Source organism: Paenibacillus sp. B46(2026), assembly GCF_056786355.1.
In genome coordinates, this window is the sequence record NZ_CM165907.1 from 67,418 (window position 1) to 87,581 (window position 20,164).

General features: G+C 48.3%; 19 protein-coding genes and 1 rRNA gene. 19 read left to right on the forward strand and 1 reads right to left on the reverse strand.

Annotated elements, in window-relative coordinates:
- The first annotated feature begins 8 nt into the window (after positions 1-8).
- From nadB to AC1S8V_RS00395, 17 genes are all read left to right on the forward strand, one after another.
- A complete protein-coding gene (nadB, locus tag AC1S8V_RS00315) occupies positions 9-1,649 on the forward strand; it encodes an L-aspartate oxidase (protein WP_482072007.1) in 1,641 nt (546 codons plus the stop codon).
- Positions 1,646-2,512 (forward strand): carboxylating nicotinate-nucleotide diphosphorylase, encoded by an 867-nt coding sequence (nadC, locus tag AC1S8V_RS00320; protein ID WP_482072008.1) that lies wholly within the window; start codon positions 1,646-1,648, stop codon positions 2,510-2,512. Before nadB ends, nadC begins: the two co-directional genes overlap by 4 nt.
- A 6-nt stretch (positions 2,513-2,518) precedes the next feature.
- On the forward strand, positions 2,519-3,289 hold the full coding sequence (locus AC1S8V_RS00325) for a type III pantothenate kinase (RefSeq protein ID WP_482072009.1): 771 nt from the start codon (positions 2,519-2,521) through the stop codon (positions 3,287-3,289).
- A gap of 74 nt (positions 3,290-3,363) precedes the next feature.
- Entirely contained in the window at positions 3,364-4,284 is a 921-nt protein-coding gene (hslO, locus tag AC1S8V_RS00330) for an Hsp33 family molecular chaperone HslO (RefSeq protein ID WP_482072010.1), read from the forward strand.
- Between the two features lie 23 nt (positions 4,285-4,307).
- Positions 4,308-5,258, forward strand: a complete 951-nt coding sequence (locus AC1S8V_RS00335) for a peptidyl-prolyl cis-trans isomerase (RefSeq protein WP_482072011.1) — start codon at positions 4,308-4,310, stop codon at positions 5,256-5,258.
- 346 nt (positions 5,259-5,604) lie between these two features.
- Complete coding sequence (gene cysK / locus AC1S8V_RS00340) at positions 5,605-6,543, forward strand: cysteine synthase A (protein WP_482072012.1); 939 nt, start codon at positions 5,605-5,607, stop codon at positions 6,541-6,543.
- A gap of 140 nt (positions 6,544-6,683) precedes the next feature.
- Positions 6,684-8,291 carry an anthranilate synthase component I family protein gene (locus tag AC1S8V_RS00345; protein ID WP_482072013.1) on the forward strand — a complete coding sequence of 536 codons (1,608 nt, stop codon included), beginning with the start codon at positions 6,684-6,686 and terminating at the stop codon, positions 8,289-8,291.
- A gap of 55 nt (positions 8,292-8,346) precedes the next feature.
- Positions 8,347-8,922, forward strand: coding sequence for an aminodeoxychorismate/anthranilate synthase component II (gene pabA, locus AC1S8V_RS00350; RefSeq protein WP_036606106.1), 576 nt, complete (start codon positions 8,347-8,349; stop codon positions 8,920-8,922).
- A gap of 1 nt (position 8,923) precedes the next feature.
- A complete protein-coding gene (locus AC1S8V_RS00355) occupies positions 8,924-9,808 on the forward strand; it encodes an aminotransferase class IV (protein ID WP_482072014.1) in 885 nt (294 codons plus the stop codon).
- A complete protein-coding gene (gene folP / locus AC1S8V_RS00360; protein ID WP_482072015.1) occupies positions 9,805-10,668 on the forward strand; it encodes a dihydropteroate synthase in 864 nt (287 codons plus the stop codon). Before AC1S8V_RS00355 ends, folP begins: the two co-directional genes overlap by 4 nt.
- 116 nt (positions 10,669-10,784) lie before the next feature.
- Complete coding sequence (gene folB, locus AC1S8V_RS00365; protein WP_062838071.1) at positions 10,785-11,147, forward strand: dihydroneopterin aldolase; 363 nt, start codon at positions 10,785-10,787, stop codon at positions 11,145-11,147.
- A gap of 9 nt (positions 11,148-11,156) precedes the next feature.
- Positions 11,157-11,705: a 2-amino-4-hydroxy-6-hydroxymethyldihydropteridine diphosphokinase gene (folK, locus tag AC1S8V_RS00370; RefSeq protein ID WP_482072016.1), complete on the forward strand. Its 549-nt coding sequence runs from the start codon at positions 11,157-11,159 to the stop codon at positions 11,703-11,705.
- On the forward strand, positions 11,666-11,860 hold the full coding sequence (locus AC1S8V_RS00375) for a helix-turn-helix domain-containing protein (protein WP_440131322.1): 195 nt from the start codon (positions 11,666-11,668) through the stop codon (positions 11,858-11,860). Before folK ends, AC1S8V_RS00375 begins: the two co-directional genes overlap by 40 nt.
- A 96-nt stretch (positions 11,861-11,956) precedes the next feature.
- Positions 11,957-12,976, forward strand: a complete 1,020-nt coding sequence (gene dusB, locus AC1S8V_RS00380) for a tRNA dihydrouridine synthase DusB (protein ID WP_482072017.1) — start codon at positions 11,957-11,959, stop codon at positions 12,974-12,976.
- A gap of 251 nt (positions 12,977-13,227) precedes the next feature.
- On the forward strand, positions 13,228-13,707 hold the full coding sequence (greA, locus tag AC1S8V_RS00385) for a transcription elongation factor GreA (RefSeq protein ID WP_076216743.1): 480 nt from the start codon (positions 13,228-13,230) through the stop codon (positions 13,705-13,707).
- A 116-nt stretch (positions 13,708-13,823) separates the two neighbouring features.
- A complete protein-coding gene (lysS, locus tag AC1S8V_RS00390) occupies positions 13,824-15,335 on the forward strand; it encodes a lysine--tRNA ligase (protein ID WP_482072018.1) in 1,512 nt (503 codons plus the stop codon).
- A gap of 139 nt (positions 15,336-15,474) precedes the next feature.
- Positions 15,475-16,812: a TrkH family potassium uptake protein gene (locus tag AC1S8V_RS00395; protein WP_482072019.1), complete on the forward strand. Its 1,338-nt coding sequence runs from the start codon at positions 15,475-15,477 to the stop codon at positions 16,810-16,812.
- A 92-nt stretch (positions 16,813-16,904) separates the two neighbouring features.
- Here the strand turns inward: AC1S8V_RS00395 and AC1S8V_RS00400 are convergent, their stop codons facing one another.
- The gene (locus AC1S8V_RS00400) at positions 16,905-17,495 is read right to left on the reverse strand and encodes a TetR/AcrR family transcriptional regulator (protein WP_482072020.1); all 591 of its coding nucleotides are present in this window, start codon (positions 17,493-17,495) and stop codon (positions 16,905-16,907) included.
- An 86-nt stretch (positions 17,496-17,581) separates the two neighbouring features.
- On the opposite strand from AC1S8V_RS00400, the gene AC1S8V_RS00405 reads away from it, so the two are divergent.
- Both AC1S8V_RS00405 and AC1S8V_RS00410 read left to right on the forward strand, forming a co-directional pair.
- Entirely contained in the window at positions 17,582-18,133 is a 552-nt protein-coding gene (locus tag AC1S8V_RS00405) for a hypothetical protein (protein WP_482072021.1), read from the forward strand.
- 436 nt (positions 18,134-18,569) lie between these two features.
- A 16S ribosomal RNA gene (locus AC1S8V_RS00410) occupies positions 18,570-20,122 on the forward strand.
- Positions 20,123-20,164: the final 42 nt, after the last annotated feature.

Here is a 20,164-nt window from a genome sequence, read left to right on the forward strand (position 1 = left end):
TGAATAACATGATACCGCAATATTTAGTTGATTTTGATCTATCTGCGCTACCCATGGTAGAGACGGATGTACTGGTTATAGGCTCAGGGATTGCCGGTTTGTTTACTGCCATTAAGGCAAGTGAACAACAACGTGTATTAATGATCACGAAGAAGTCATTACTTGAAAGTAACACCAGATATGCGCAGGGAGGCATTGCTGCGGTTATCGCTGAGGATGATTCACCTGCTTACCACTTGCAGGACACACTTGTTGCAGGAGCGGGCTTATGCCGCTCCGAGGCGGTAGAGGTATTGGTGAATGAGGGTCCGGACGGAGTGAAGGAACTGATTCGTTTGGGCACTTTGTTTGATCTGGAGAACGGCGAGTTGGCGTTGACGCAGGAAGGTGCGCATAGCCACCGCCGTATTTTGCATGCCAACGGGGATGCAACGGGATATGAGATTGTACGTGCGCTTGCTGTCGAAGTGAATGAGCATCCCGGGATTGAAGTATGGGATGAGCATTTTGTGGTTGACCTGATTACAGATCGAGATCGAGGGGAATGCATTGGGGCTCTGGTTCAGAAGGATGACGGATCGCAAGTGTTCGTAAAGGCACAGGCAACCGTTCTTTGCTCTGGTGGGGCAGGACAACTGTACCGATACACGACGAATCCGGATGTAGCTACTGCCGATGGTGTAGCCATGGCCTACCGGGCTGGGGCTATCGTTCGTGACATGGAATTTATCCAATTCCACCCCACCTCTCTTTGTTACCCGGGGGCCCCACGTTTCCTTGTGTCAGAAGCAGTACGCGGCGAAGGAGCATATTTGCGCAATGTGAAGGGCGAACGCTTCATGGATCGTTATCATGCCCAGCTTGAACTGGCACCACGCGATATCGTGGCACGAGCGATTGTTAGTGAGATGGAATCCACCAACAGTACCTTTGTGTATCTGGACATTACACATGAACAGCCAGAGATGATCAAGCATCGGTTCCCTACCATATATGAGACTTGTATGCGTTATGGATTGGACATGACAACGGACTGGATTCCCGTTGCACCTGCTGCCCATTACATGATGGGTGGAGTGAAAACCGATCTTAGTGGAGAGAGCAGCATCTCCCGGTTATTTGCTTGTGGCGAGGTGTCTTCTACAGGAGTGCACGGAGCTAACCGCCTGGCAAGCAACTCTTTATCAGAAGCGATTGTATTTGGGCGGAGAATTGTTGATCGTATTCAATCTCTTCCTCCGCTTGGTTTATTACAAGTAAGAGGGGCTGCGCCTTCATCTGTGGACATGAATAGCAAGATCAATAAGATCATGGAAGAACAAAAGCCGGTATCCGAAAGACGCTTACGATTACAGAAAATGATGGTTCGTCAGGTAGGCTTGCGCCGGAATGGTGAGGACCTGCAGAAGGCTATGGACAAGCTGCAACAGGAATTGCAATTTTTTGATCAGACACTCACCCATAAGGAAGAGCTGGAGTATGCTAACCTTCTGACCTGTGCCTGGTTAGTTACCAGCGGAGCATTACACCGCGAGGAGAGTCGGGGAGCTCACTATCGTGAGGATTTCCCGGCACGTGATGATGTCGTGTGGCAGAAGCATAGTCTGCAGCAGCGAGAACAAGCGATTGTGGAGGAATTGATGTCATGATACTGAACCGATATAATGATGGACTTATCGAATCGATCAAAAACTGGCTTCGTGAAGATGTTGGCGCAGGTGACGTTACAACGAGTGTGACGATCCCAGCAGGCAACCAATCCAAGGCCATTATACACGCTAAAGATAATGGTATTATTGCAGGCATGACCGTAGCCGAACTTGTATTTCAGGTGGTCGATCCTGAACTTGTATTTACACCGAAGGTAACAGACGGAGACAAGGTTACCCATGGAACAATTCTGGCCGAGGTAGAGGGGAGTACTCACTCACTGCTTACGGGTGAGCGACTGGCACTTAACTTGTTGCAACGTATGTCGGGAATAGCTACTCGTACACGTGCCTATGTGGATGTGCTGGATGGCCTTGAAACAAGGCTGGTGGATACACGTAAGACAACGCCGGGTCATCGGTTACTTGAGAAATACGCGGTGCGCGTGGGTGGCGGAGCGAATCATCGATTTGGACTGTACGATGCTGTTATGATTAAGGATAACCACATTAAGGGTGCAGGCGGAATTACCGAAGCGGTACAGCGTGCACGAACCGTTATTCCACATACGATGACGATCGAAGTGGAGACTGAAAATCTGGAGCAAGTTAGAGAAGCCTTGCAAGCCGGTGCAGATATCATTATGCTGGATAACATGCATCCAGAGCGGATGCGTGAAGCAGTTGAACTTATTCGTGAACAGGCTCCTCATGTGAAGGTTGAAGCATCCGGTAACGTGTCCCTTCAGACCATTCGTGGTATTGCAGAGAGTGGTGTGGATGTAATTTCGGTTGGCAGGTTAACCTATTCCTTTGAGAGCCTGGATATTAGTCTGGATTTAAATGAAAAGAAAGAGGGGTGAACCTCTTTGATTCTAGTTGTAGACGTGGGGAACAGCAATATGGTGCTCGGCGTATATCAAGGCCGGGAATTGCTGCACCACTTTCGTCTGAGTACATCCCGTCAGTCAACAGTGGATGAATACGGCGTATTGATTTATAATTTATTTCATATGTCCGGCATCAGGGCAAGTGACATCGAAGGTGTCATCATCTCATCTGTGGTTCCGCCACTGGTGAATGTAATCGAAGCGATGTGTGAGAAATATGTAGGCAAAAAACCGTTACTCGTTGGGCCTGGTATCAAAACCGGCCTGAACCTGCGATATGAGAATCCACGTGAAGTGGGTGCAGATCGTATTGTTAATGCAGTAGCAGCCGTTGAGAAGTATGGCGGCCCTCTCGTCGTGGTCGATTTTGGTACTGCGACGACCTTTGACTGTATTGACGAGAAAGGTCATTACCTGGGGGGAGCTATTGTACCTGGCATTCACATTGCCACCGAAGCGCTATATGAGCGGGCATCCAAGCTGCCTCGTATTGAGCTGGAGAAACCCAAGAAGGTGATTGGTCGTAATACTATTCATGCGATGCAAGCAGGCATTATATTTGGCTATGCAGGGCAGGTAGATGGTATTGTAGAGCGTATTCGCGAAGAAATGGGAGCCAGGCCCAGAGTTATTGCAACGGGTGGTCTCGCTACACTGATTGCAGAAGAAACCCGTAGTATAGAGGAAGTTGATCCGCTGCTTACGCTTGAAGGGCTGCGTATTATATATGAGCGGAACCGGGAAAGGTGAGCTTAGAGACGGCATACAGCGGGCTGAGATTACAGCTTAAGTGTTGTGCCGTTTTTTTCTGTGTTACGACTATTATGGCGATACGCCAAAGGAGGCTGAATGACTTGGAAAACAACAACAAGCATGATCGGTTAATTCGTGGTACAGCAATGAATGGAAAGGTAAGAGCCTTTGCTGTCCAGACTACGGAACTGGTTGAGGAACTACGCAGAAGACACGATACGTTTCCCACGGCTACAGCTGCCATGGGGCGTACGGTTACAACAGCGGCCATTATGGGTGCAATGCTCAAAGGTGATGAAAAGCTAACGATACAAGTCAACGGAGATGGTCCAATTGGACAGATTGTAGCCGATGCCAATGCCAAAGGCGAGGTGCGGGGGTATGTTTCTAATCCACACGTACATCTGCCAAGCAATAGTATGGGCAAACTGGACGTAGCAGGCGCGGTTGGAACCGAAGGTTTTATTAACATAACCAAGGATTTGGGACTGAAAGAGCCATACCGTGGCAGTGTGCCAATTATTTCAGGAGAACTTGGCGAAGACTTTACGTACTATTTTGCCCAATCGGAGCAGACACCTTCTGCTGTAGGGGTAGGTGTACTCGTCGATACGGATAATTCCGTTATTGTCGCAGGTGGATTCATTATGCAACTGTTGCCGGGTTTGACAGATCCAGAGATCACGGCGATCGAAAATGCCATTGGCGCGTTGCCGCCAGTGACGACGTTGCTGGATCAGGGACTTGAGCTGGAAGAGTTGCTTCGCCGGTTACTGCCAGATGTCCAGGTGATGGAAGGGTTGGATATTCAATTTAGCTGTGAGTGTTCACGTGAGCGGGTAGAGAAGACGTTAATCAGCTTGGGCCAATCCGAAATGGAACAGCTAATTGAAGAAGAGGGCCGAGCTGAAGTGATTTGCCAATTCTGTAATGAAGCTTACGAGTTTAACAAAGAACAACTTGAGACCATCCTAGAGCAAGCCAAGAACTGATCTATGCGGGGACGGGATGCGGAATGACAAGACAGGAAAAAGGGTTGTGGACGGCTGTAATTGTCTTGACGCTGGGCATGCTGGTCATGGGTACGGTGATGGCTATGCATGGTCTCAGACAGGGCAAAGATGAGGCAGATGCATCCCATGATGCCAATACGGAAGAAGGAAGCACCGTAGCGACAATCAACGGAGAAGTCATCACGGACAAGGAGTGGACCGACGCGCTGAAAAAACGTTACGGCAGTGAGTTGTTACTCCAGATGCTGAATCGTAAAGCTGTATATGCCGAAGCAATTGAACGCAAGCTGATCGTCACTCCCCAAGAGATCGCAAGGGAACTGGCTGCCGGGATGGAGGGGTACGATTCAGAAAAATCGTATTTTGACGAAATGAAGTCCCAATTAGGCCTGTCAAAACAGGAGCTTGAGTTGGAAGCCGGATACAGGCTGCTGCTTGAGAAAATTGCCACGATCGGCATACAGATCAAAGATGCAGATATTGAGCATTACTGGACCGAACACCGTGAGGATTACGTTTCTCCTGAGAAATATGATTTGTCCATCATCGTAGTGAAGGAAGAAGAGGAAGCGGATTCCTTACTGGATGCGTTGGAAAATGGTGAAGACTTTGAAGAAGCTGCTCGCAGGCTATCGACAGACAGCTTCTCTCGTGATGCTGGTGGGAGGCTGGGATGGATTGAACGGAATGATCCATTCCAGCCTGAAGAAATTCTTCAACTCGCTGCGGAACTGGATGTTGACGATATTGCCGGTCCAGTTCGAGTAGAGGAAGGCTATGTTATTATCAGACTCAATGATATAGAAGAACGCCAAGTGCAATCGGCTGAAGAAGTTCGTGAGGAAATTCGAATGCAGCTGGCTCTGAGTCAGGCTGATCCGTTACCGCAGGTGGAGCAAATGCTGCGTAACAAGTATGAAGCCGTGATCCTGTCCGAGATTCCTGCCTCCTGAATTCCATTCGCAAGGATTGTCTCGTACTGCTGCATCTTGATAAAAGTACTCTGTCTGCGGTCCTAGGGCCTAAGGCAGAGTATTTTTTTGAGTACTCATATTGACAATAAGGGTTAACGTTGATAAGATGAAAATAATCAAATACCCACTCGTTTACTCGGATATAAAAGATTTACTTATGAACAAAGAAACTTTCGGAAACCTCCGCCCTGTCTAGAAATCTTATCAGCAAGGGATTGGATTAACAGGATTTCCGCAGTTCTTCTATAACATCCAGAGGCTATCGGCCGCACAGTATAAAGTAACAGACTTAAGTATTACTCATCCCACTAAGGAGGGCATTCATATGGCTAAAGTAGTTAATAACGTAACAGAACTCATCGGAGGTACTCCGCTTGTTCGTCTGAATCGTATTGTACCTGAAGGCAGTGCTGAAATACTCGTGAAGCTGGAGTATCAGAATCCAGGTTCAAGCGTGAAAGACCGTATCGCAATTAGTATTGTGGAAGAAGCGGAAAAAGAAGGCAAGCTGAAACCAGGTGATACTATTATCGAAGCAACAAGTGGTAACACGGGAATTGGACTCGCGATGGTGGCTGCAGCCAAAGGCTACAAGTCTGTTATTGTAATGCCTGAGACGATGAGCTTGGAGCGTCGCAACTTGCTTCGTGCATATGGTGCTGAGCTTGTACTTACACCGGGAGCCGAAGGTATGAATGGTGCTGTTAAAAAAGCCGAAGAATTGTTGAAGGAAAATCCATCCTATTTCATGGCAGAGCAATTTAAAAATAAAGCCAACGTGAAGATCCACCGTGAAACGACTGGCCCTGAGATTGTTGAAGCGATCCAATCTGTGGGTGGTACGTTGGATGCTTTTGTTGCAGGAATCGGTACAGGTGGAACAATCACAGGTACAGGTGAAGTGCTGAAAGAAGCTTTCCCTGGCGTTAAAATTGTTGCAGTTGAACCAGCAGCTTCGCCAATTCTGGCGGGTGGCAAACCAGGACCTCATAAGATTCAGGGGATTGGTGCCAACTTTATCCCTGAGATTCTGGATCAGGAGATCTATGATGAGATCATTCACATTGAGAATGATGATGCATTCGAGACGGCTCGTCAGGTAGCGAAGGAAGAGGGCATTCTGTCCGGGATCTCTTCCGGTGCAGCGATCCGCGCAGGTCTTCAGGTTGCAAAACAGCTGGGTGCAGGCAAACGCGTTGTCGTAATCGTGCCAAGTAATGGCGAACGTTACCTCAGCACACCACTTTACAACTTCGAAGCCTAAGCCTATAAATGTTAAAATTAATCCTCCTTGCCCGCACGACGGGTATGGAGGATTTTTGGTGTAATGCTTTTAAAAGGGGCGGCGCTTTAGTATACTATCAGACAATAGAACTAGCGACAGATGGAGGGCGGCACACCGCAATGACACACCTGATGACAACATACGCTGACTGGCTGGAATGGGCTGGACAAGGCTGGACCATGATGCCCTATATCACGAAGTCGGATGAGGGGCCGTATCATGGCGGTTTACCGTTATCGTGGGAGGCAGCCTGGCAGCAGGCGTCACCATATGCAATTGTGCTGGAGAATGGCAAAGGCGGGAGATATACATTTCTGGGGCTAGACCCCGTTTCCGTGATTTCCGGTAAGGGTCAGGAAGCGATTATTCATGATATGACGCAAGGAACCACCTCGACGGACAGCGGCAAGCCGCTTGATGTATTGAAGAGATGGACTGCCCCGTATAGCGCACCCAAGGTTAATGGGGCTCCAGACTTTGGGGGTGGATACGCAGGTTATCTCAGCTACGATGTAGCAAGATCATTGGAGAAGCTTCCAGTCTTGGCTGAAGATAATCCGGCTCTGCCGGATTATTGGTGGATGCGTTTTGAAGAAATATGGGCGTACGACCATCATCAACAGGCACTTTTCTGCATGGTTCATCTGGCTATAGAGCCTAATCAGAACGAAACCGATATCCGTAGCCTATATGCAGCGGCAGAAGCACGAGCGACAGCGATGCAGCAACGTTGGCTTCATATTATGGGGGCTGCACAGGCCGAGGAACAACAACAGGCACTGGAACGTCGCAATAAGCGGGTCAATCGCACCCCGCAGCCAGAAGATGCGGAAAGGGAATCCGAAGGGTGGGAAACCTCCTTTCCACAGGAGGACTTCGAACAAGCTGTACGCACGGTACAGGAATATATCAGGCAGGGTGATGTGTTCCAGGTGAATCTGTCCTTGAGACAAGAAAAACGGCTTCATTCGAGTGCTGAGCATATTTATGAATGGCTGCGCTTAGTGAATCCATCACCATATATGGCCATGCTGCGCAGTCCTGATTTTCAACTGGTAAGCGGATCTCCTGAACTTCTGGTGAAGGTGGAGAATGGCAAAGTCAGTGCACGTCCCATCGCAGGGACCCGAAGAAGGGGCCGTGATGAAGCAGAGGATAAGGCTATGGCGGATGAACTGCTCAGCAGTGAGAAGGAACGGGCGGAGCATATTATGCTCGTCGATCTCGAACGTAACGATATCGGACGCATTGCAGCTTACGGTTCGGTTCATGTGCCTGAATTGATGACCATCGAGAAGTATTCCCATGTCATGCATCTCGTTTCTCAAGTGGAAGGCAGGCTGGCAGAAGGGTTATCGGTATTTGATGTGATTGCTGCGACATTCCCGGGTGGAACGATTACAGGAGCGCCCAAAGTCCGCACCATGGAGATTATTGAGGAGCTTGAGCCTGTTCGGCGTGGACCTTATACGGGTTCCATCGGGTGGATGGATTACAGTGGGAATATGGAATTGAACATTGTCATTCGTACGCTTGCCATCAAGGATGGTATTGGCTATGTACAGGCTGGTGCAGGGATTGTCATTGATTCCGATCCATATCGGGAATACAAGGAATGCCGCAACAAAGCAAGAGCGATGATGAGAGCTGTGAACTACAGCGAGGAAGCGGAAGCGAACAGAGCTGTCGAACAAGACCAAGCGGAACGAACGAAGCTGTTAAAATAAATTAAAATGAAGCAACCGTCACTTGCGTTGACGGAAGATGAGGAGGAGCAGGCATATGATACTGGTTATCGATAATTACGATTCCTTCACGTACAACCTGGTTCAATATCTGGGTGAACTGGGTGAGACGGTGGAAGTTCGCCGCAACGATGAGATTGATCTGGCAGGTATAGAGGCACTGGCACCTGATCATATTCTGATCTCTCCGGGCCCGTGTACACCGAACGAAGCGGGCATTAGCCTGGCAGTCATCGATCACTTCAAAGGAAGCATCCCGATCTTTGGTGTGTGTCTGGGTCATCAGTCCATTGGACAAGCGTTTGGCGGTAATGTCATTCGTGCGGAGCGCATGATGCACGGCAAAACATCCGAGATGCACCACAATGGAACATCGGTATTTGCCGGATTGCCATCTCCCTTTACAGCTACCCGTTATCACTCCCTGATTGTGGAGCGTAGCAGCTTGCCTGACTGCCTGGAGATTACAGCGGAGACAGCTGAAGGTGAGATTATGGGTCTGCGCCACAAAGAATATGCGATTGAAGGTGTTCAGTTCCACCCGGAATCCATTATTACAGACCACGGACATCAGATGCTTCGCAACTTCTTGTCCCAACAAGTGAAGGTATAACATGCAATATGCCGCGATAAACGGAGAGTTGGTCAATATGGCGGCGGCCGTGGTTCCTGTAACGGATCACGGCTTTTTGTACGGACTTGGATTGTTTGAGACGTTTCGAACGTATCAGGGCGCCCCTTATTTGCTGGAACGGCATTTGGAGCGTATGGCTTCAGGTTGTGAGGAACTGGGCATTCCTTTTACAACGACCGCGGCAGAGGTGACGGATTGGATTCAACGGTTGATGCATGCGAACGGACTCCAGGATGCGTACGTGCGTTATACAGTATCAGCAGGTGAAGCACCGCTAGGCTTACCTTCTGGTGACTATTCGAAGCCAAATCATATCGTACTGGCAAAAGCATTACCTGAACCTTCTCCCTCTTTATATGAGAGCGGCAAAATACTTCAACGGTTGTCTACGCCACGCAACACACCCGAAGGAGAAGTGCGGTTCAAGTCACTGCATTACATGAACAGTATTCTGGCGAAACGGGAGCTGAACGGGTACGGGCAGTATGTACAGGGTGCGGAAGGGTTACAATTAACCCGGGATGGTTATATAGCGGAAGGGATCGTCAGCAATGTATTTTGGGTACGGGAAAAAGTGCTCTACACGCCAGCGCTCTCAACCGGCATTCTGCCGGGCATCACTAGAGCTGTGGTAATGGAGATTGCCTCTCAGCAAGAATTCGCCTGCATCGAAACCCTAGCTACTTGGGAGGACCTCCTTCAAGCAGATGAAATATTTCTAACAGGCTCTGTTGCAGAATTGGTTCCGGTTACGACTCTGCGGGATCGGGGCGGAGCAGAAACGACAATAAGCAACGGACATATAGGCCCAGTTACAGCAGTCCTTCTGGGTATGTACCGGCAGAAAGCGGGGTATACTTCATGACACTCACACCGATCATCTATGAACGAAAATATGCATGGGGGCCAGCTGAGTTGAAGCTGGGTGCAAGAACACAGATTATGGGCATTCTTAACGTCACGCCTGACTCGTTCTCGGATGGTGGACGTTATACCAACGTGGAGCGGGCGGTTGCCCATGCCAAGCAGATGATGGAAGACGGGGCGGACCTGATTGATATCGGCGGGGAGTCTACCCGACCCGGATCAGAGGTTGTCAACGCCGATGAAGAGCTTAGCCGGATTATTCCTGTTATTGAAGCATTGCATCAGCAAGCCCCGCATATTCCGATATCGGTAGACACGTATAAAGCCGATGTTGCGCGTCAGGCCATTCTGGCCGGTGCCCATATCATTAATGATGTGTGGGGTGCAAAGGCCGACCCAGACATGGCTCGTACAGCAGCGGAACTGGGGTGTCCCATCATTCTGATGCATAATCGGCAGGATCGGAATTACACCGATTATTTAAGTGATGTCGTCAGCGATGTGCAGGAGAGTATACAGATTGCGCTGGAAGCCGGCGTGAAAGCAGATCAGATTATCATGGACCCGGGTATTGGTTTTGTGAAGGATATAAAGGAAAATCTGGCGCTCATGTCATCTCTCGGTTTGCTCAATGAAATGGGTTACCCGGTTCTGCTAGCCACCTCGCGCAAAAGATTCATCCAGAACACCCTGGATGTTGGTGCGGATGATGCGCTGGAAGGAACGGCTGCGACCGTTGCATTTGGCATCGCCCAAGGCTGCCAGATGGTTCGGGTTCACGATGTGAAGCTGATTCGGCGGACGGCAGACATGTGCGATGCCATGTTATATGCTTCTCCGGGTCTACGGAGGAAATAATGCTGGCGGGTCCGAGTGACCCGTCTAGTGGAAGCGTAACGTTTTTCAAAGGCAAAGCAAAAAGATATCTTCAAATAGAGGACTATTTCAATATATATAGAGGGCAGGCGGATCGTATGGATAGAATGGTATTGCACCGTATGGAGTATTACGGATATCATGGCGTTTTTGCAGAAGAACGGAAGCTGGGGCAGCGGTATTATATTGATCTGGAGATTGATATGGACCTCAGTGAGGCTGGACGCAACGATGATCTGACCAAAACGATTAATTATGCGGAGATCCATGAGCTGGTAAAACAGATTGTGGAGAATAAATCATTCCAGTTAATTGAAGCTTTGGGCGAACATATTGCATCTTCTTTACTAGACACTTATACTATTATCAATGCATTGACAGTCAAGGTGACGAAGCCACATCCGCCATTCGATATTCATTTTGAGGGCGTAACGGTAGAGCTTCGCCGCACAAGAAAGTGAGAACCGATCATGATTGCACATTCGACCTCTGAATCTTCAGAGGCTTATATTGCTTTAGGGGCCAATTTGGGTGACCGGGAACAGACGCTGCTTGAAGCATTGTCTTTGCTGGATGAACACCCTCATATATCCGTTCTGCGTTGTTCTGCACTATATGAGACGGAGCCTGTAGGATATGTAGATCAGCCTGCGTTTCTGAATATGGCAGTCGCCGTACAGGTGATGCTGACACCGGAGCAGTTGCTCACGGAATTACTGGATATCGAGAACCGGCTCGGACGTGTTCGTGATATTCGCTGGGGACCGCGTACCGTTGATCTGGATTTGCTCTGGATGCACGGTGAGACGCGAGATACTGAATTACTTCAATTGCCTCATCCCCGTATGGGTGAACGGGCCTTTGTGCTGGTGCCGCTGTCGGATATCGTGCCGGAGGGCGAGGAGTCAGGTTTGTATACCTTTGTACACTCATCGTTGTCTGTACTGGATGGAAAGGATGGAATACAGCTTTGGAAAACATGCAATTGGCCAATCGAATCCGGGCATTCCGGAAGCTGAAAGGTTTAACACAACATGAACTTGCTGCAGAGACAGGCATCTCGCTAGCCATTCTGGGAACCATTGAGCGGGGAAACCGTAAGGTATCACAGCAAGAGCTGGATCGAATTGCTGGAGTGCTGGCAATCAGTATCGAGGAGTTACAGGGCAGGTAGGAGCGTTTCGTTTTCGTCATGTTACAACAACAAAGACACTAATCGATCTTTAATCGTTGATTTATACAGAATTAAAAAAGGAGTGGAACGACTACCGTGCTTAACATTGGTGGCATTGAAATGAAAAACCAGGTCGTACTTGCGCCGATGGCTGGCGTATGTAATCCGGCTTTTCGTTTGATCGCAAAAGAATTCGGAACAGGCCTCGTATGCGCGGAGATGGTAAGTGGCAAAGCCATCGTGCATGGCAACCAGCGCACACGTGAGATGCTGTTTGTAGATGAGCGTGAGAAACCGCTCAGCCTTCAGATTTTTGGGGGAGATCGTGATTCCCTCGTAGAAGCAGCCAAAATCGTGGACCAAGAAACCAATGCAGACATCATCGACATCAACATGGGGTGCCCTGTGCCAAAAGTGACGAAATGTGATGCGGGTGCGCGTTGGTTGCTTGATCCAAACAAAATCTACGAGATGGTATCCGCTGTAGTGGACGCAGTTGATAAGCCAGTGACGGTCAAGATGCGTATTGGCTGGGATAACGAGCATATCTTCGCAGTTGAGAATGCGCTCGCGGTTGAACGTGCTGGTGGACAGGCGGTAAGTGTACACGGCCGTACGCGTGAGCAACTATACACAGGCACAGCTGACTGGTCACACATCAAGGATGTAAAAGAGGCTGTTTCTATTCCAGTGATCGGCAATGGCGATGTCCATACACCAGAGGATGCACGCCGTATGCTGGATGAAACGGGTTGTGACGGAGTTATGATCGGTCGTGCCGCCCTGGGTAATCCATGGATGCTGTATCGTACCATTCAATACTTAAGCACGGGTGAATTGCTTCCTGACCCGAATGGCGAAGAGAAGATTCGTGTTGCCATCCTGCATATGGATCGCCTGATCGCATTGAAGAATGAGACGGTTGCCGTACGCGAGATGCGTAAACATCTGGCTTGGTATTTGAAAGGCTTGAAAGGATCTGCTCGCATCAAGGACGTTATTATGGAAGGTACCAAGCGGGATGAGATGGTACAGATTCTGGAGAACTTTGTGGGTCAGCTGAAAAGCGAAGGTAATTTGGAATCAGAACCGGTAATCGCCGGAAATGCATCTTAATCATAGACGCATCTTTAAAACGTTTACAGCTATAGGGGACGTAACATTGACTTTTCAAGATCGTTCCCCTATAATTTCTCAGTATAAATTCGCCATGTGCGTTAATAAGGCTATTGCATCAGGAGGAATATTCTATTTCTCTGGAGAACTTCATATAGTTTTGAAGATGTATGCGGGCGGAGCTCTGTAATAAGCACTGATTCCGTTGCCGTACAATCAAATTTATTCCCATGACAGGAGAATCGGTTGAGATGAGCGACAAGGAAGTTATCCTTACACCAGAAGGACTCAAGAAGCTGGAAGAAGAATTGGAAACATTGAAATCAGTGAAGCGCCGCGAAGTGGCTGAACGGATTAAGGTAGCCATCGGGTATGGAGATATCAGTGAGAACTCTGAATACGAAGATGCCAAGAACGAACAGGCTTTCATTGAAGGTCGTATTATTACTTTGGAGAAAATGCTTCGGAATGCACGCATTATTAACAGTGATGAGATTGACACCGATGTCGTGAGTGTAGGTGCAACAGTTACTGTGGAAGATTTGGAATTTGGTGATATCACAGAATATACAATTGTAGGTTCTGCTGAATCTAACCCGCTTCAGAACAAGATCTCAAACGAAAGCCCTGTTGGTAAAGCGATCCTGGGCAAGAAAAATGGTACAGTTGTTGATGTAAGTGTGCCTGCTGGCGTAATTCAATATAAAATTGTAGATATTAAAAAGCTATAGTAACGAAGCAGTTGGGCACGGTAAACAAAAGCTTCCCTAGGGAAGCTTTTTCAACATTTGAGGAAGAGTGTCCTCACGGGATGCCTGCAATGCAAATAAGGAGATGAATACAGATCATGACGGATGAAGTCTTGAATCAGGAAACCGAACTTAGCGAGCTTTTACAAATTCGCCGTGACAAATTGGACGAGCTCCGCAAATTGGGAATCGACCCTTTTGGCCAAAAATACGTACGTACCGAAGAAGCCGGCTCCATTCTGAAGAAGTATGAAGAACTGACCAAGGAAGAGCTGGAAGAGAAGCACATCGAAGTCAGTATTGCCGGACGGATTATGGCGAAGCGGGGAATGGGTAAAGCAAGCTTCGCACATATTCAGGACCTGAGCGGCAGAATCCAGATCTATGTTCGTCAGGATACCGTGTCTGAAGACAAGTATGCGGCATTCACCTTGCTGGACCTTGGCGATATCGTTGGGGTAACTGGCGTGATCTTTAAGACCAAAACAGGTGAAACTTCTGTCAAAGTTACAGATCTTGAAGTGTTGTCCAAATCGCTCTATCCGCTTCCGGATAAATTCCATGGTCTAACGGACGTAGAGCTGCGCTACCGTCAGCGTTATGTTGACCTGATCATGAGCCCGGACGTACAACAGACCTTTATCGCACGTTCCAAAATCATTCAATCGATGCGTCGTTACCTGGATTCCCTTGGATATCTGGAAGTGGAAACACCTACGTTGCATACCATTGCAGGAGGAGCCGCAGCACGTCCATTCATCACGCATCATAATGCGCTGGATATGGAACTGTACATGCGGATTGCGATTGAACTTCACCTGAAACGTCTGATTGTAGGTGGACTGGAGAAGGTATACGAAATCGGTCGTGTATATCGGAACGAAGGTATGTCCACACGTCATAATCCGGAGTTCACGATGATTGAATTGTATGAGGCATATGCCGACTACAAGGACATTATGCAATTGACGGAGAACCTGGTTGCTCATATTGCCCAGGAAGTACTGGGTACGCAAGTGATCCAGTATGGAGATTATGAAGTCGATCTTACACCGCAGTGGCGTCGTGTTACGATGGTGGATGCAGTTAAGGAAGTTGTGGGCGTAGACTTCTCCGTACACATGACGGATGAGGAAGCACATAGCTTGGCGAAGGAACATAAAGTTCCGGTTGAAAAACATATGACATTCGGTCATATTTTGAACGCGTTCTTTGAAGAGTTTGTGGAAGAGACGTTGATTCAACCGACTTTCATTACGGGACACCCGCTTGAGATTTCACCTCTGGCGAAGAAAAACGACGTAGACCCGCGCTTCACGGATCGCTTCGAGTTGTTCATCGTTGGACGCGAGCATGCGAATGCGTTCACAGAGCTGAATGATCCGATCGATCAGCGCCAGCGCTTTGAAGCACAGATGCTGGAGAAAGAGCATGGGAACGACGAGGCTCATGAGATGGATGACGACTTCATCCGTGCACTCGAATATGGTATGCCACCGACAGGTGGACTTGGAATCGGAGTTGATCGCCTGATCATGCTGCTGACCAATTCTCCTTCGATTCGTGACGTACTGCTCTTCCCGCACATGCGCCCTCGTACGCAAGATTAAAATAAGGAACGTATGATCGTTCATAATAGAAGAGGAACCTGCCGTTCAGTATGATGCTGGGGCAAGTTCCTCTTTAGGTTTACATAGGCGGATTTATTTAGTTTAACCTGTTCGTATTTTGTTAAAAGAGGTGCCCTTCATGAAGTTCAGGCTTCACTTTGCCAAATTCTTATCCCCTCCATTAATCCTGGTCGGCGGTTTTTTGCTTATTATTGCGATTGGAACAGGGCTTCTCATGTTGCCGATCTCTAACCAAAGCGGTGAGCATTTGGCTTTTATTGACGCGCTCTTTACATCAACCTCTGCGGCATGTGTGACTGGATTGGTCGTTGTGGATGTAGGGACGACGTTTAATTTGTTTGGTCAGATCGTCATTATGGTGTTAATGCAGCTCGGTGGACTCGGCTTCATGACTATGGCTACTCTCTTTGCGCTAGTATTGGGTAAGCGAATCTCGCTCAAGGACAGGCTATTGCTCAAAGAAGCCATAAATGCAGATAGTATGGAGGGGATTGTACGCATTATCCGCAAGGTGTTGATTTTCTCTGTTACCATTGAAGGGGTGGCTGCTGTCATACTGGCGCTACGTTGGGCAACGGAGATGCCATTTGGTCAGGCTGTATACTATGGAATATTTCATTCCGTTTCACTGTTTAATAATGGCGGATTTGATCTGTTTGGCAATAGCTTTCAATACTACACTGGAGACTGGATATTCAATGTGACCGCTTCTGTGCTCGTTGTCTCTGGTGGACTCGGATTTGTTGTATTGAATGACCTGTTTGAGTATCGCAAACGCCGTCGCCTGTCCCTGCAGTCCAAACTGGTGCTGGCTGTATCGGGAGCGCTGATCGGTATAGGAGCGATTGTGTTGTTTGTTTTCGAATTCACCAATGGACATACGCTGGCTTCGCTCACCTGGAGCGAGAAGATATATGCATCCTTCTTCCAGTCTGTCTCTACACGTTCTTCCGGAACAAGTACAATCGATATCACGGAGATGAGGCAGGCTACCCAGTTCTTTTTCATCCTGTTGATGTTTATTGGAGCTTCACCGGGATCGACCGGGGGCGGAATCAAGACGACTACATTCCTGATTATGATTGGTGCAGTGTATGCCATGATTCGGGGGAATAAGGACATCGTCTTTTTTCGCCAACGTGTTCCGAAGGAGCTTCTTATGAGAGCATTGACCATTATCATGGTTTCTCTGATCATATTCATGATCGTGGTGATGCTCCTGCTTACGACAGAGGATGCGCCATTCCTTTCACTGATGTTTGAAGCTGCATCGGCAATTGGTACCGTGGGGCTTTCCGTGGGAGTCACTCATGAATTGACCAATTGGGGAAAAATCATTATTACCTTTACCATGTTTGTAGGTCGGATTGGGCCATTAACTATCGCGTATGCCCTACGTCCGCGCAAAGAGAAGAAACTGTATCGTCATCCGGAGGGCCGGATCATTATCGGATAAAAAGAAAACCGTCAGACATACGTTGTGACTAACTCCTGTTATCGTAGAAGGCCTTAGTCACAACGTATGTTACTGCGTTTTTTTTTTTTTGTTTAACGACACAAGGAAGCAAGATGCAAAGTGAGAACATCGTCCATGAGCTTGCCATTCATCTGATCCGGTCTAAGCACGGTATGTATGCCTAAGCCATCCACCAGTGCATACAATCTCTCGATCTCCAGCTCTTTGTCCAGATCAGGTCTGGAGAGACCGAGCTTAATCAGGTAGGTGATAACAGAACCTACAGCTTGTCTAAGTTCATCATACACGGTATTAGCAAGTTCTTTCAGTGTGGGGTCGGTTTTCGATCTGGCTGTAAAAGCGTACCACACCTCCATTTCGGCCAGTTTTTCTTCCGTGTTTGGTAAGAATTCGAGCAATAGGCATTTCATATTGTCCATGGGAGAGCCGGTAAAGGACATTTGTTGGACTCGATGTGATACCCGTTCGGATACCAGATTCATGGCATATAGTAGTAGTTCCGACTGAGTAGAAAAGTAGTGACGCATCGAACCGACCGAAATTCCAGCTTCTTCAGCGATATTCCGAACAGAGGCTTGTTCCATGCCATCTCTTCGTATAATACGCCATGCTGCCTCGGCTACGAGCATACGCTGTTTATCGTGATCAACAATTTTAGGCATAAGTGTATTATATCACTGTTGATTATTATAATACAAACGTGCTAAATTATATTTAATACATTTGTATCATAAAAGGAGGGGCTGAGATGATTGGTTATTTCATTATAGGTTGTGAGATTGCCTTTTGGGTGTTTGTGTTTGCGGGTCTGAGTGTCAGGTATCTTCTTGGCATGAAGCGGTTAGGTATCGGTTTGTTAATGGCGACGCCGGTTGTCGATCTGTTATTGTTGGTAGCTACAGTTATGGATCTGCAGCGAGGAGCTACAGCAAGCATGATTCATGGTATTGCTGCGGTGTATATAGGAGTAAGCATTGCTTATGGCCATCAGATGATCGCTTGGGCGGATCGATATTTTCTATATTGGTTCAAGGGTGGAGAGAATCCTCGCAGCAACAAGTTATATGGCAGAGAACATGCGAGTCGTGAGCGTAGTGGATGGTTTAGACATCTATTGGCTTGGATTATAGGAAGTGCATTTCTATTCGCCATGATATGGTGGATTGGTGATGCTGAACGTACAGACGTCTTCTATAATCTGATTAAAGTGTGGGGAATGATACTCGGTATCGATTTTTTGATAAGCTTTAGCTATAGTCTATGGCCACGAAAGGTTCCAGTCGGGAATGTTAAACAATAATAAGATAGACGGATGTGCATACGAACTCGCTAAATAGGGAGATTACCGTATGTACGTCCGGATGAGATCAACCCGAATGTTAATATAGGTTCAAAAAAAGACTTGCAATGTAGATCTGTAGATGGTATATTCTAATTCCGGCCAAGAAAACACGGTATATACGGTGCGGCAAGCGAAACGGATAAGCTTCGAAAAGAACTTAAAAAAAGAGCTTGCAAAGTTGGTTCGGAAGTGTTATGATATAAAAGTTGCTGAAGAGAACGAAATTCGGTAACAAAACAAGTTTGATCTTTGAAAACTGAACAACGAGTGAGTAAACATTCTGCTTGCAGAATGAACGCGAAAGTTGGAGACAAGCCTTGGCTTGGATCGACTGGAGCACAAATGAGATGTTTAATCTCGTCAGATTCAAAATGAGCTTATCGCTCTTTTCAATTTATTGGAGAGTTTGATCCTGGCTCAGGACGAACGCTGGCGGCATGCCTAATACATGCAAGTCGAGCGGAGTTGATAGGAAGCTTGCTTCCTGGATACTTAGCGGCGGACGGGTGAGTAACACGTAGGCAACCTGCCCTCAAGTTTGGGACAACTACCGGAAACGGTAGCTAATACCGAATAGTTGTTTTCTTCGCCTGAAGAGAACTGGAAAGACGGAGCAATCTGTCACTTGGGGATGGGCCTGCGGCGCATTAGCTAGTTGGTGGGGTAACGGCTCACCAAGGCGACGATGCGTAGCCGACCTGAGAGGGTGATCGGCCACACTGGGACTGAGACACGGCCCAGACTCCTACGGGAGGCAGCAGTAGGGAATCTTCCGCAATGGGCGAAAGCCTGACGGAGCAATGCCGCGTGAGTGATGAAGGTTTTCGGATCGTAAAGCTCTGTTGCCAGGGAAGAACGCTTGGGAGAGTAACTGCTCTCAAGGTGACGGTACCTGAGAAGAAAGCCCCGGCTAACTACGTGCCAGCAGCCGCGGTAATACGTAGGGGGCAAGCGTTGTCCGGAATTATTGGGCGTAAAGCGCGCGCAGGCGGTCATTTAAGTCTGGTGTTTAATCCCGGGGCTCAACCCCGGATCGCACTGGAAACTGGGTGACTTGAGTGCAGAAGAGGAGAGTGGAATTCCACGTGTAGCGGTGAAATGCGTAGATATGTGGAGGAACACCAGTGGCGAAGGCGACTCTCTGGGCTGTAACTGACGCTGAGGCGCGAAAGCGTGGGGAGCAAACAGGATTAGATACCCTGGTAGTCCACGCCGTAAACGATGAGTGCTAGGTGTTAGGGGTTTCGATACCCTTGGTGCCGAAGTTAACACATTAAGCACTCCGCCTGGGGAGTACGGTCGCAAGACTGAAACTCAAAGGAATTGACGGGGACCCGCACAAGCAGTGGAGTATGTGGTTTAATTCGAAGCAACGCGAAGAACCTTACCAGGTCTTGACATCCCTCTGATCGAATCAGAGATGGTTCTTTCCTTCGGGACAGAGGAGACAGGTGGTGCATGGTTGTCGTCAGCTCGTGTCGTGAGATGTTGGGTTAAGTCCCGCAACGAGCGCAACCCTTATATTTAGTTGCCAGCACTTCGGGTGGGCACTCTAGATAGACTGCCGGTGACAAACCGGAGGAAGGTGGGGATGACGTCAAATCATCATGCCCCTTATGACCTGGGCTACACACGTACTACAATGGCCGGTACAACGGGCTGCGAAATCGCGAGATGGAGCCAATCCCAACAAAGCCGGTCTCAGTTCGGATTGCAGGCTGCAACTCGCCTGCATGAAGTCGGAATTGCTAGTAATCGCGGATCAGCATGCCGCGGTGAATACGTTCCCGGGTCTTGTACACACCGCCCGTCACACCACGAGAGTTTATAACACCCGAAGTCGGTGGGGTAACCGCAAGGAGCCAGCCGCCGAAGGTGGGATAGATGATTGGGGTGAAGTCGTAACAAGGTAGCCGTATCGGAAGGTGCGGCTGGATCACCTCCTTTCTATGGAGAATCGTTTCCTGTAACGGAAACATTCAAATCAGC